Origin of the sequence: Myxococcus sp. AS-1-15 (assembly GCF_020037055.1) — a bacterium.
In the GTDB taxonomy this organism is placed as follows: domain Bacteria; phylum Myxococcota; class Myxococcia; order Myxococcales; family Myxococcaceae; genus Myxococcus; species Myxococcus fulvus.
Genome location: NZ_JAIQDF010000003.1, coordinates 263,549 through 275,426 on the forward strand (window position 1 = coordinate 263,549; position 11,878 = coordinate 275,426).

Here is an 11,878-nt window from a genome sequence, read left to right on the forward strand (position 1 = left end):
GCGCCGGGGGCGCGCCGTCACTGCGAGCGCAGCGCCCGGCGCATGATGTCTCGCAGCGCGCGCAGGTCCTCGTCCGACAGCGCGGCGATGGGCTCGGGCGGCTCCGCCAGCCGCTCGAGCAGCCGCTCGCGCAGGGCCACGCCCGCCTCCGTCAGCACCAGCATCTTCACGCGCCGGTCCTGCTCGCTGCTGCGCCGCTCGACGAGGCCCCGCGCCTCCATGCGGTCCACCAGGCCCGTCACGTTCGACGCGTCACAGGACAGGTAGTTGGCCAGCGTGCTCATCGCCAGCGGGCCCTCGCCCAGCTGACGCACCACGTGCGCCTGCACCGGGGACAGCTCGAACTCCGCCGCCAGCGCGGGGAAGTTGCGCATGTGCGCGTGCATCAGCTCGAACAGCAGCGTCCACGCCTGCCTGGGCAGCCCCGCCTCCTCAGGGGCCTGCTGCCCGGCGTCCGGTGACCTGCCGCGTCGCTCCAGACTCTCGCTGCTTCCGCTCATGCCCCTCATGGTAATTCACCCCGCCCACCTAAACAATTGACTTCATCAACTATTGAGGGTTACTACATTCCGGAGCTTCCAAAATAGAACGACATGGCCTATGTGGGGCCGGACCCGGAACAGGACGGCGGAAGAAGCGATGCGGCGGCGGACGAACTTCATAAGAGCCGGTTCGGCACTTCGCGCTGAATTCCCACAGAGCATGACGCACCCGGTCAAGACGTCCGGGCGCGCGCACCCAAGACACAACCCGTAGCAAGTCCTTCGAGGACGCAAATGGGGCACACCGCGCCGGCGCGGGGCTCCACGAGGAGGCAGAGGCGGTTATGAGCTCACTTCTGGCGTTGACCCTGGCGGCCACCCTGGCCGCGGCACCGCCCCCCGTGCTGACACTGGAGGACGCGCTCAATCAGGCGCGCAAGGAGAACCTGGACCTGAAGGCGGCCCAGGCCCGGCTGCGGCAGGCGGACACGGCGTCGCGCAAGGCGTGGGCGGGCTACCTGCCCACCGTCACCGTGGGCGCGGCCATCATCCGCAACTCCAACGCGGCCATCATCCCCCCCGGCCCGCTGGGCCCCGAGCCGGTGGTCATCCAGCCCCTGGTGCAGCGCCAGTTCCAGGCGGAGGTGCGTCAGGCCATCATCGCCCCGCAGCTGTGGGCGGGCATCCAGGCCGCGTACAAGAGCGAGCGCGTCGCGGAGCTCAACGTGGAGCAGGCCCGGCGCGAAATCCTCTTCGGCGTGGCGCAGGCGTACTACGGCGCTGCGGCGCAGGCCCAGGCGGTGACGGTGCAGGAGCGGCTGGTGGAGCTCAACGGCGCCCGCGCCAAGGACACGAAGATCCGCTTCGACGCCGGCACGGTGACGCGCGTGGCGCTCTTGCGCGCCGAGCAGGACCTGTCGCGCGCCGAGCAGGACCTCATCCGCGCGAAGAACGCGCTGGCGTCCGCGAAGCTGGTGCTGGCGACGCTCCTGGCGTTGGACAGCCCGGACTTCGAGGTGGCGCCTCCTCCCGAGCCGCAGGTGCCGGTGAAGACGGAGGCGGAGGTGCTGGTGCAGAAGTCGCTGGAGCAGCGCGCGGACGTGGCCGCGGCCCGTGAGACGACGGAGCTGGCGCGCATCAACAAGCGCGGCGTGTGGTTCAGCTACCTGCCCACGCTGGGCGTCACCGGGCAGTTCCGCGTGGCGAACGCGGCGGGCTTCCAGGGCCGCTCGGACGTGTGGCTCATCACCTTCGGCGCCAACTGGACGCTGTGGGATGGCGGGCTTCGCGAGGCGAACCTCTCCGAGGCTTCCGCCCGCATCGCCGAGTCGCTGGCCACGCAGCGCAAGGCGGAGCTGACGGCGCGGCAGGAAGTGAAGACGGCGCAGCTGGACCTGGAGAGCGCGCTGGCCAACCGCCTCAAGGCGGAGCAGACGGTGGAGCTGGCGCGTGAGGGCCAGCGGCTGACGGACGTCTCCTTCAAGGCGGGCGTCGCCACGTACCTGGAGGTCGCGGACGCGAACACGGCGCTGACGCAGGCGGAGATTGGCCTGGTGGCCGAGCGGCTCCAGGCGTCCGTCGCGGCGCTGAAGCTGTTGCGCTCGGTGGGTGCGTTCGAGGCCCGTGGCCTCGACTCGGACCTGAAGGACGAGAGCGCCGCGCCGCCCGTGGTGCAGCCGCTGCCCGGCGACGCCACCCAGTTGCAGCAGCAGACCGCGCCGCAGGACGCGCCGGTGCAGACGGAGCAGCCGGCACCCGAGCAGCAGTAGGCTTCAAGCGCCATCCGGTGGCCTGGACGCTCGACGCCAGGCACCGGGGCGACCGCTTCCCGGGGCGGGTGGGCGGGGCTCTTGTGGGAGCCCACCACCGGCCCCACCCTCGGAGAGAAGTCGAAGCACCCTTTTCACCGAGGAGGTCAACATGGCGGAAGGAACGTGGGGCACCTGCAAGGGTTGTCGCTACTTCGCCAGCGACAAGCCCAACCCCAGTGACAACGAGACGCAGCGCTGCATGCAGGCGAGTCTGCGGAAGTTCGACCTGAAGGTCTCCGGCGCGAGCGGTTGCAACGCGTACGAGGCCCGGGTCGGGGTTGGCTCGCAGCCGCAACAGGAACCCGCTCAACCGGCGCACTGACGCCCGTCCAGCGGGAATCCGTCGAGCCTTCGTGGAGCACATGACTCCACGAAGCAAGACGGCCCTCGGGAATCCCCACCGCGTCGAGCCCTCGCGCCTTGCGTGCGCGGATGCAGGCACCGCGGCTCCACCCCACCTCAGGATGAAGGCGCGTCACCCACGCGGGGACGGTCCGGCTCGCAGACGCAGTCCACGCAGCCGTGGGTGCAGCACGTCCCGCACAGCTCGATGAGCCTGCGGCCCAGGGCCTGCCGGGCGCGGTGCAGGCGCACGGCGGCGTTGTTGGCGGTGAGCCCCTCTTCCCCCGCGAAGGCGGAGACGGGCGTGCCCTCCAGGTCCACGCGGCGGATGGCCTGGGCGTACTCGGGCTTGAGGGTGTCGGCGAGCCCCGCCACGCACGCGCACACGGTGGACTCGAGCGCGGCGGTGTCCTCGGTGGAGCGAGGCGCCTCGGCCTCCTCGAGGGCCAGGGCCTGGGACTCGCGCCGCGCGCGGCGGTGGCGGTCCACCAGCACGTTGCGCAGGAGGCGGTAGAACCAGGCCACCGCGCTCTCCTCGTCGCGCAGGGCCTCGCCCTTCTCCAGGCCCTTCACCAGGGCGAGCTGGAGGACCTCCTCGGCCTCCTCGGGGCTGCCGACACGCGGGGCCAGGAAGGCGAGGAAGCGCCTTCGCTGGGCCACGAGGGTTTCGAGGACGCGTTCATCCAGGCTCATGCGCCCTTCAGCCTACCGCCTCGCGCGCGGGCACCTCGTCCTCGGTGACGGCGCGGGGTTGACGGAAATAGATGCGCTCCATCAGCCGGCGCTGGTGGACGAGCGGCTTGTCGTAGCGGTCCAGCCGCATGCCCTTGTGGCTGTAGGGCGTGTCCGCGACGGTGGGGATGAAGCGCGCGTCGTCGACGATCTCCCAGCGGGTGAGCTCGCGCGCCACCTTCGCCGCCACCGGCAGGAAGGGGGTGAGCCACGGGTGCACGCAGCGCAGGAAGGAGAAGACATGCAGGCGCGTGCGCCTGGCCGTCTCCGGCACGAAGAAGATGTTGGCGCGGGTGATGAACGGCCGCTTCTCCCCCGTGGGCGACACCCAGCTCACGACGTACTCGCTCTGCACGGGGTCGAAGCGCGTCAGCCAGTCATTGTGGAAGAAGTCGCCGTCGCGCACGCCGAGCAGCTTCATCAGGAGCGCGGGGCGCTGGGGGGCGCGGTAATGGACCTCCGTGTGGTCGTCGTGGTTCTTCGCGTCGAACTCGACCTGGCCCGCGTGCGGGTCGTCCCAGCCCAGGCGGGTGTGCACGTAGGGCGTGTGCTCGTCCTCGCTGAAGTTGTCGAGCGAGACGTGCAGCGGCGCCTCGAAGGGCACCGAGAAGCTGCCGCCGAAGACGTAGCCGTCGTTCAGGGGCAGCTCGGGCAGGGCGGAGCGCGGCGTCTCACGGTGGGCCAGCCACAGGTAGCCGTGGTGCTCCACGACCTGGAAGCTCTTCACGTCGCAGTGCTTGAGCTCGGGTTGGCTGGGATTGGAGCCCCGGCCCTGCGAGTCGAAGCGCCAGCCGTGGTACGGGCACTGGAGCCGGCCGTCCGGGCGCACCTTGCCCTTGGACAGGGGCGCGAAGCGGTGGGGACACGTGTCCGCCAGCGCCGCGGGGCTCCCCTTCTCGTCCCGGAACAGCGCGTAGGCGCGACCGGCCACCTCCACGCGCACGGGCTCTCGACGAAGGGACTGGGAAGGGAGCACGGGATGGAAGTGACGAAGGACGTCGGGCAGTGGCTCCATACTTTCCAAGTATAGCGGGCCACTCAGGACAGGGGAGGAAGGCGCTCCAGCAGTCTTTCCAGGTCTGGCTGGAGCTCATCCGGCGTTTCACGGGCGAGCTCCTCCACGGGGTGAGTGCCCCAGGTGACACCGTAGGTGCGCAGGCCGGCGGCCTTGCCGGCGCGGAGGTCCAGCGAGGTGTCCCCGACCATCCACAGGCCCCGCGTGCCGAGCGCGGCGAGGGCGCGGTGGAGGACGTCCGGCGCGGGCTTGTGGGGGAAGTCGTCGGTGCCCTGGACGTGGTGGAGGACGTCACCCAGGCCCATGGCGTCGACGAAGCGGCGGGCCATGGGGCTCTTCTTGGTGGTGGCGACGGCCAGCAGGTAGCCGCGCTCGCGCAGGGTGTGGAGGAGCTCGAGGACGCCGGGGTACGGGCGGGAGTTCTTGTGGAAGTTCAGCGGGTAGTGCTCGCGGTAGGAGGCGCACAGCGCGGGCACGTGCTGGGGCGCGAACTCCGCGTACATGATGTCGAGCGGCAGGCCGATGAGGGCGCGCACCTGCGCGTAGGTGGGTGCCTGGAGGCCATTCGCGGGGAAGGCGTACAGGAAGCTGTCGATGATGTCCGGCAGCGAGTCCACCAGCGTGCCGTCGAGGTCGAAGAGGATTCCACGGGAGTCAGCGCGGCTCATGCGCTCCTGCATACGTGGTTCGGGGGTTGGGGGCACGTGTTTGGAGCCGTGGGGGATGGGCACCCGAGCCTGTGAGCGCACAGGTGCCCGGAGAGGGGCCGTCACCCTCGCGCCGTGTCACGCGAGGGTGGCGGGGTGATGCGGCCTACGGCGTGTAGAGGGCCGCGGTGTTGAGGAAGGTCGTACTCGAGGAGCCGAAGATGAAGCCGCCCTCCACGAGCACCTTGCCTGAGGACAACAGGATGGGGCGTCCCCCGCCGCGAGCGCCCGGCATGCTCACGGTGTAGCGGGTGGTCCCTGTCGCGGGGTCGAACAGCTCGCCCGTGGCGGAGATCGCGTCCGTCCCGCCCGTGTGCAGCAGTTGTCCGGAGGGCAGCATGAGCAGGAACGACCAGCTCCGGCCATGCATCCAGGAGCCGACGGTCCGCTGCAGGTTGAGTGCCGGGTCATACTCCAACAAGGTGGTGCCGCCGTGCAGCAGCACGCGCCCCGAGGGCAATAGGAAGGCGCGCGTCCAATTCGTTCCCGTCAGCCCCGTGGCCGGGGCCCACGTGTCGGTCGCCACGTCGTAGAGTTCGGCCACGCCGCCAGCGCCGGCCACCAGCACCTTGCCCGAGGGCAACTGGAGCGCGACGTGGCCCAGACGACTCGCGGCGCTCATGCTCGCCACGGGCGTCCAGGCGTTCGTCTCCGGGTCATAGAGTTCCGGGATGCGACCTCCACCGCTGGCCGAATTCGCCCCACCAATGACGAGCACCTTGCCGGATGCGAGCAGCGTCGCGGTGTGCGTCTCCCGAGCGAACGTCATCGAGGGCCCTGCAGACCAGGTATTCGTCTGGGGGTCATACACATCCACCTCTTGCGTCTCACTCCCCGCGCTCACGGTCGTCACCCCGCCAATCGCCAGGACCTTGCCCGAAGGCAGCAACGTCAGCGTGTGGTTGATGCGCCCTCGGCGCATGTTACCTGCCGCGGTCCACGTCCCAGTGTCCGGCGAGTAGAGCTCGGCCGAGGCGAAGGTCGACGTGTTGCTGTAGCCTCCCGCCACCAGCACCTTGCCGGACGGCAGCAGGACCGACTCATGGCGGGCGCGTGCCACCTGCAAGCTCCCTGTCGCATCCCACTTCGCGGCGGAGCCACTGCCACAGTTCGTCCCGTTCACCACGCTCACGTTGAACGTGTGTGACGCGGAGAAGCCGCGAGCATTCGTGACGGTGGCCGTCACCGTCGGCGCGCTGCCCTGCGCGACACAGGCCGGCGCCGTCCATCGCACCTCGCTGGAGGTGAAGCCGCTCGTCGCCGTGCCCAGCGTGCCGACGCTCGCCGCCCAGCCGAAGCCGAGCGCCCCGCCATCTCCATCCTCCGCCAGCACCCGCAGCGTCACCGACTCACCGCCCGCCACCGTGGTCGCGGACTGGTACGCCTGCACGATGCGCGGAGGGATGCTCGGACCGGTGCCAGGGCCCACGCAGATGCGCAGCGTGCCCTGCGTCCGTCCACCGTGCGCGTCCGACACGCTGACGTTGAGCGCGCAGTTGCCACACGGGTCACCGGCCGGCACGGCGCTCGGCGTGAAGGTCGCGGCGGCGGACGTCGCCTGCGTCCACGCACCCGCGCACGTCGTGGACCACTGGTAGCTCAGCGCATCCCCATCCGCGTCCACCGCGTCCACGGTGACAGTGGTCCCCTGCCCCACCGGCACCGGAGAACGGGTGACCGTGATTCCGCGCACCGTGGGCGCCATGTTGAAGGACACCGTCACGTTCGCGCTGCCCATCCCCGCCCCGCCATCCGTCGACAGCGTCCGCACGTCGATGCGCAGGCTCGTCGCCGCGCCACGCGAGTCCGTCACCGTGAGCGTCAGCGCGAACTCACCCGCCACCTGCGGCGCGGTCCACGTGGTGGTCGCCGTGCCCGTCGTGGTGAAGGAGCCACCGGTCGCGCTCCACGCGTACGAAATCGTGTCCTGGGTGTCCTTGTCGTGCGCCGTGGCGCGAAGGACGATGCTCCCACCCGGCATCACCACGCTCGCCGACGCGATGAGCGAGTCGATGCACGGCACCGTGTTCTCGAACGGGGTACCACTGGAGAGCGACTGGAGCGTGATCGCCACCACCGCTGTCTCGCCCGCGACGATGGTGACGCCCTCCGCCACGCCGCGATAGCGCAGCGCGCCCTGTGAATCGAACGCCTCCGCCGTGAAGGTCCGCGCGCTGCCCACGGGCACCTGGTGGAACGTGCCGCGCCACGCCCCGGCCTCCTGCGTCAACACCACCGTCGACGCGGGCACGCCCGTGGCCGTCAGCGTCACCGTGACGCGGGTGACGTCCTCTCCCGCGAGCGCGTCGGACACCGCGCTCATGAACTCCACGGAGCCCGTCTGCTCCTGCTCAACGGAGGAGCCACAGCCCCAGACGGTGAACACCATCGCGATGACCCAACACAACTGACTCCAGCGCTGCCTGGCTTGCATCCTCATTCGGGCGTTCCTTTCCAGCACGAGCAGGAAACGGCCTCGCCCTCCGACGAAGGAGGTGGATGCAAGGTGAGCGGAGGGTCGCGGGCCGTGGGGAAACGCTCACACGCGCCTTGAGGGAACCAGCGCGTGCGAGCCCGCGAAGTAGACCATTCCCTCGCGCCCGGGAAACACCCTCACTTCAAACAAACAATGGATGTCAGCCCAGACCCTCGCGTGACAGGGACGGACCCATGGGAGCGGACGGCCTCGCCCTGGAGTCGCCTTGACCCGAACGAGTGGCCAGCACGCCCATCGGGGCGTCGCTCACAGCGCCTCTTTCACGGGCCACTCGGAGGTCACCTTCCACAACTGTGCCGAGTCATTGCAGGTCGTCTTGGAGAGGACGGAGATGTTGTTCTCCTTGCTGTCATTGAGGATGCCCAGGGACTGCGCATCACCCTGCGCCTGGGTGGTCAGCCGATAGATGCCGTTGGGCTCCGGAATCAACTTCCACCGCTGCTCCGGAACATCCGCGGTCTTGACGAGCAGGGGGCGATTGTCGGCGGTGCTGGCAAGGGACAGGTCGGCCCCACGCCACTGGGTCGTCAACCGGTAGTAGCCGTTGGCCTCCGGCGTCACCTTCCACTTCTGACCCGTGAGCTCCGCCGACCTGGCGAGGATGGGCACGTTGTCGTCCTTGCCATCCCCGAGGATGTCCAGCGACATGCCCTCGCCCTGCCACAGGGTCGTCAGCCGGTAGTAGCAACGCGCATCGAAGTCGGCGGACGGAGGTGGCGTGGCGGGAGGCGTGGCCGTGGTCGTGGGCATCTGCCACATCCGCTCGAGCAGCATGAGCATGCCCGGGTCGTGACTGGCCAGCTCTTCACGCGTGAATGGGAAGTAGTCGTTGCGGCCGAAGAACGCCTCCGAGGTCTCCGAGAAGTACTCCCAGTCGTCGAGGATGGCATACGCACGCTCGAACGTGATGGGCTTGTCGGACGCACGCCGACGCTCCACGCATTCGTAGTTCTTGCTTGCCACCGCGCGCGCATAGGCGGCCCGGATGTCGGCGTGCTGGTGGAGCACCTGGTCGTAATAGGCGTGGGCGAGCTCGTGGAGCACGAAGAGCGGCATCCGCCTGGTTTCCTTCTCGAAGATGAGGACGTTCGAGAACTCGATGCCCTTCAGCATCGCCATGTTGCGACCGGGCTGGCCCAGCCAGACCCTGCCAGCATGGTACCGGGCCGCATCCGGCGCGTCGGGATAGGGCGGCGACAGCCACAGCGTCACCTTGCGGAGCTGCGCCACGGGCCCCGCGGGGATGAGCCGGACGACCTCCTTGAGCTGCGCCCCCAGGAGCACCAGGGCCTTGTCCGTCAGGGGCTTGTTCGCCGCTGACAGCAGGCGGTCATCGATGCGAACCGTCCAGCCCTCGATGGCCCGGGTCCGGTAGCTGGGAGCGGGGCTTGCCGCGGAGGCGACGCAGGCGAACGTCAGGGCAACCAGGAGGAGCCATCTTGGAGAGTGCACGCCTCATCCTACGCCAGGCGTGGCGGGCAATCCCAACCCACCACGCCGGCGATGGAAGCGTGAGCTACTGACAGGCGATTCCCGGCAGGCCCCGGTACGCGCCCTGTGAGGTCCAACGCGTGTATGGAGTGCCGCAGGAACCCGCGTACGGGTCATCCGTGCCGTAGCCCGGCACCCAGTATTCGAAGTGCAGGTGCGGCCCCGTGGAGGCCCCGGAAGAGCCCACCCGTGCAATCCAGTAGGCGCAGTCGAGCGACGTTCCCCGGGCGAACTGCTGCGTATAGGCCTTCAGGTGCCAGTACCAGGTCTGGGTGTTGTCCGGGTGCCGCATGATGATGTAGTTGGCTGTGTAGAGGCCACAGGCGGCGTAGGGGTTGGACTGGTTCCAGTAGTTGCACCGGTCGTAATACCCATCCACGTTGGACTCGATGTAGCCCCGCGCGGCATTCATCGCCCAGACGCCGTAGTCCATCTTGCTGAACCCGCCGACCAGCGCGTAGTCCGTGCCCGTGTGGCCGCTGTAGCGCACACCCCCACAGGCGTAGTCCCGACCGCCGTAATCCTTGTACGCGCTCACGGTACAGCCGCCGTTGCCGCACTGGTCCGCGAGCTGCGACGCGGGGAAGCGGAACATCGTCTGCGCGGAGGCCAGGGCTGGAAGGACACACAGCGCCAGCATGAGCAGTTGCCGAATCGCGCGACTCATTTCTCACCGCCCAGGTCCGCGGAGGCCTCGCCCGTCCGCACGTTCAGCTTCCAGAACTCGCCGCCGCCCGCGTTGTAGCGGAGCACGTCGTCGCTCAACCACGTCATGTGATGACTGGAGACGGGCGGTGGCACGAAGCCCTTGGGCGGGCCGCCATACAGCATCGTGCTGTCCATCCCGAGGTTGGTGAGCTGCCTGGGCGCCGCGCCGTCCACGTCCGTCACGTAGAACGATGCGACGGTGGTGCGGCCGGAGACGAAGACCACGGTCCGTCCATCCGGAGAGATGCTGGGCGTCGCGTCCACGCCGGGCCCATCCGCGAGCACCTTCACGCGGCCCTTCAGGTCGATGAGGCCCACGGAGGTCTCGTGCTTGGGGCCGCGGGACATCGCCAGTGTGGCCACCAGGGCGTCGCCCTTCGCCGTGGGGAACAGGTCCCCGCCCACGCCTTGCGCCAGCAGACGCTCGCGGCCGTTGGCGTCGCGCAGGTGCAGATTGCCCTCGCCATCCAGCAGCGCCACCTCGGGGCCTACCGTGCGGGCCTCGCGGTACTTGAACTCACGGCCCACCACGCGCACCGCGCCCGTGGTTTCGTCGTACTGGACGATGGCCAGCAGCGGCAGCTCGTCCGTGCCCAGGGCGTCGGCGGGAATCTCCGCGACGACGCCGGCCAGCATTCCCTTGCCCTGCCCGAAGAGGTGGACGAACCGGGCCTTGGGTCCGAACTCCTTCGCGACGGCGGGGACGAGGTGCTCACGCGCCTTCGTCACGCGGCGCAGGTCCGTCGGATTCATGCGGTCCGCCGCGGCGGCGCTGGTCGCAGCCAGCGTCAGCACGGTGAGTGCCAGGAATTGTCTTCTCATGTCGCTCCAGGGGTGAGGGGAAACCCATTCGGTGATGTGTGACGAATGGGTTTTCCTGCCGCTCAGGAACGAGTTGCCTGGAAATCAATAATTACTTGCCCACGCAAAATTGAAGACTGCGTGTATTCACGGCGACAGAAGAAAATGGGAGGCCGATTGAAGATGGCGGGATGCTGTCCATTTGTCGTCACACACCGTGAGGCACCAGCGCGGCTTGGATGAGCACACGGGCTCGCTCGCGAATCCGAGACGAGAGGAGTTCCTCCGCCGCGACATCGAGCGAGCGATAGGCAAGCGGGAACGCCAGCTCCAGGTCCACGCGCACGTCGAGGACCACTTCGTCGAGCAGGGCGTCGACGTGGTCGCGTCCACACTTGGAGATGGCGCTGGCGATTCGCGCGGGGTTGACCAATCTCAAGGACCAGTCCACGAGCGTCTCCACAGAGAGGGGCTGGTGCGGACTCCACGCCTCGCTCTCGTCGAAGCGGCCCTCGCTGAACTCGTCGATCTTCCGTTTGACGGAGGCACGCGCGCTCGGGGAGACGCGCAGTTCGCTCTTGATGACCAGCCCCTCCGCCACGTTGTCGGCGAGCGTCGGCAACCCCAACAGGCCGGGGACCCGCGTCGGAAACCGGGTGGGGACGCTGTCCATGTCGCCGCGGGTTCCCCTGCGAAGCACGGGAGGCGTCATGAGCCCCGCGTCCCTCGCCGCGGCCTCCAGCTCCGGGTGGGCCAGCAAGACGCCCTCGTCTTCATCATCTCGCGCGAGCAGGACGTCGAACGGAGACCAGCGAAGGTCTGGCGCATACCAGATGCCCGTCTGCACGGCGGACAGGCCCGGCACGGGTGGCACCTGGGGATGCGGATAGTGCCCGCCGAAGAGCTCTCCGTAGAAGTACAACGTGCCGGTGGCCGCCCCCAGCGCCTGGGCCATCTGCTCGGCGGCGTGGCCCAGCTGTGCTCGGACGAGCTGCCATCCGAAGAAGGACTCCTCCTCGGTCAGCCACGCCTTGCGTTTGCCGAACCACGCCTGTCCCTCACGCACGGCGATGACGAGCTGCGCGCCATGGACCTTCTCCAGTGCGATCCACGGGCCGCCGGGACTGGGGACCGACTTCGGCTCGCCCGCCGCGGGCATCTTCGCGTAGGTCCGGAAGGGAGGTGGCTGTGCCATGCGCGGGAGAATGCCTGAAGTGGCCGCGCGGCGCTGTCCCCGCTCGGACGCGGTTGGCCCTCCTTGACCCGCGACAGCCCGGCCTGATTGAACGGAC

11 protein-coding genes are annotated in these 11,878 nt (G+C 69.0%); 2 read left to right on the top strand and 9 right to left on the bottom strand.

Annotation, left to right across the window (positions count from 1 at the left end):
- Positions 1-17: 17 nt before the first annotated feature.
- Positions 18-509, bottom strand: coding sequence for a MarR family winged helix-turn-helix transcriptional regulator (locus tag K8625_RS10535; RefSeq protein WP_223747024.1), 492 nt, complete (start codon positions 507-509; stop codon positions 18-20).
- A gap of 317 nt (positions 510-826) precedes the next feature.
- On the opposite strand from K8625_RS10535, the gene K8625_RS10540 reads away from it, so the two are divergent.
- Together K8625_RS10540 and K8625_RS10545 are read left to right on the top strand one after the other, a co-directional pair.
- Positions 827-2,251 (top strand): TolC family protein, encoded by a 1,425-nt coding sequence (locus K8625_RS10540; RefSeq protein ID WP_223782636.1) that lies wholly within the window; start codon positions 827-829, stop codon positions 2,249-2,251.
- Positions 2,252-2,402: 151 nt separating this feature from the next.
- Positions 2,403-2,615, top strand: coding sequence for a hypothetical protein (locus K8625_RS10545; protein ID WP_223747022.1), 213 nt, complete (start codon positions 2,403-2,405; stop codon positions 2,613-2,615).
- Positions 2,616-2,752: 137 nt separating this feature from the next.
- On the opposite strand, the gene K8625_RS10550 is transcribed toward K8625_RS10545, so the two are convergent.
- The 8 genes from K8625_RS10550 to K8625_RS10585 all read right to left on the bottom strand — a co-directional run bounded on the left by K8625_RS10550 (position 2,753) and on the right by K8625_RS10585 (position 11,781).
- The gene (locus tag K8625_RS10550; protein WP_223747021.1) at positions 2,753-3,328 is read right to left on the bottom strand and encodes an RNA polymerase sigma factor; all 576 of its coding nucleotides are present in this window, start codon (positions 3,326-3,328) and stop codon (positions 2,753-2,755) included.
- A gap of 7 nt (positions 3,329-3,335) precedes the next feature.
- Positions 3,336-4,382 carry a Rieske 2Fe-2S domain-containing protein gene (locus K8625_RS10555; protein ID WP_223782637.1) on the bottom strand — a complete coding sequence of 349 codons (1,047 nt, stop codon included), beginning with the start codon at positions 4,380-4,382 and terminating at the stop codon, positions 3,336-3,338.
- A gap of 23 nt (positions 4,383-4,405) precedes the next feature.
- Complete coding sequence (locus tag K8625_RS10560; RefSeq protein ID WP_223782638.1) at positions 4,406-5,050, bottom strand: HAD family hydrolase; 645 nt, start codon at positions 5,048-5,050, stop codon at positions 4,406-4,408.
- Positions 5,051-5,195: 145 nt separating this feature from the next.
- Positions 5,196-7,529, bottom strand: a complete 2,334-nt coding sequence (locus K8625_RS10565; protein ID WP_223782639.1) for a kelch motif-containing protein — start codon at positions 7,527-7,529, stop codon at positions 5,196-5,198.
- Positions 7,530-7,832: 303 nt separating this feature from the next.
- The gene (locus tag K8625_RS10570; protein ID WP_223747017.1) at positions 7,833-9,038 is read right to left on the bottom strand and encodes an RICIN domain-containing protein; all 1,206 of its coding nucleotides are present in this window, start codon (positions 9,036-9,038) and stop codon (positions 7,833-7,835) included.
- A 64-nt stretch (positions 9,039-9,102) separates the two neighbouring features.
- A complete protein-coding gene (locus K8625_RS10575; RefSeq protein ID WP_141332012.1) occupies positions 9,103-9,744 on the bottom strand; it encodes a M23 family metallopeptidase in 642 nt (213 codons plus the stop codon).
- Complete coding sequence (locus K8625_RS10580) at positions 9,741-10,607, bottom strand: hypothetical protein (protein WP_223747015.1); 867 nt, start codon at positions 10,605-10,607, stop codon at positions 9,741-9,743. The genes K8625_RS10575 and K8625_RS10580 overlap by 4 nt, the downstream gene beginning before the upstream one ends.
- 187 nt (positions 10,608-10,794) lie before the next feature.
- Positions 10,795-11,781, bottom strand: a complete 987-nt coding sequence (locus tag K8625_RS10585) for an RNA ligase family protein (RefSeq protein ID WP_223782640.1) — start codon at positions 11,779-11,781, stop codon at positions 10,795-10,797.
- Positions 11,782-11,878: the final 97 nt, after the last annotated feature.

What these genes read in the sequence shown, in the direction of transcription:
- K8625_RS10535 (WP_223747024.1), bottom strand. Translation starts at nt 509, where the DNA reads ATGAGGGGCATGAGCGGAAGCAGCGAGAGTCTGGAGCGACGCGGCAGG.
- K8625_RS10540 (WP_223782636.1), top strand. Translation starts at nt 827, where the DNA reads ATGAGCTCACTTCTGGCGTTGACCCTGGCGGCCACCCTGGCCGCGGCA.
- K8625_RS10545 (WP_223747022.1), top strand. Translation starts at nt 2,403, where the DNA reads ATGGCGGAAGGAACGTGGGGCACCTGCAAGGGTTGTCGCTACTTCGCC.
- K8625_RS10550 (WP_223747021.1), bottom strand. Translation starts at nt 3,328, where the DNA reads ATGAGCCTGGATGAACGCGTCCTCGAAACCCTCGTGGCCCAGCGAAGG.
- K8625_RS10555 (WP_223782637.1), bottom strand. Translation starts at nt 4,382, where the DNA reads ATGGAGCCACTGCCCGACGTCCTTCGTCACTTCCATCCCGTGCTCCCT.
- K8625_RS10560 (WP_223782638.1), bottom strand. Translation starts at nt 5,050, where the DNA reads ATGAGCCGCGCTGACTCCCGTGGAATCCTCTTCGACCTCGACGGCACG.
- K8625_RS10565 (WP_223782639.1), bottom strand. Translation starts at nt 7,529, where the DNA reads ATGAGGATGCAAGCCAGGCAGCGCTGGAGTCAGTTGTGTTGGGTCATC.
- K8625_RS10575 (WP_141332012.1), bottom strand. Translation starts at nt 9,744, where the DNA reads ATGAGTCGCGCGATTCGGCAACTGCTCATGCTGGCGCTGTGTGTCCTT.
- K8625_RS10580 (WP_223747015.1), bottom strand. Translation starts at nt 10,607, where the DNA reads ATGAGAAGACAATTCCTGGCACTCACCGTGCTGACGCTGGCTGCGACC.
- K8625_RS10585 (WP_223782640.1), bottom strand. Translation starts at nt 11,781, where the DNA reads ATGGCACAGCCACCTCCCTTCCGGACCTACGCGAAGATGCCCGCGGCG.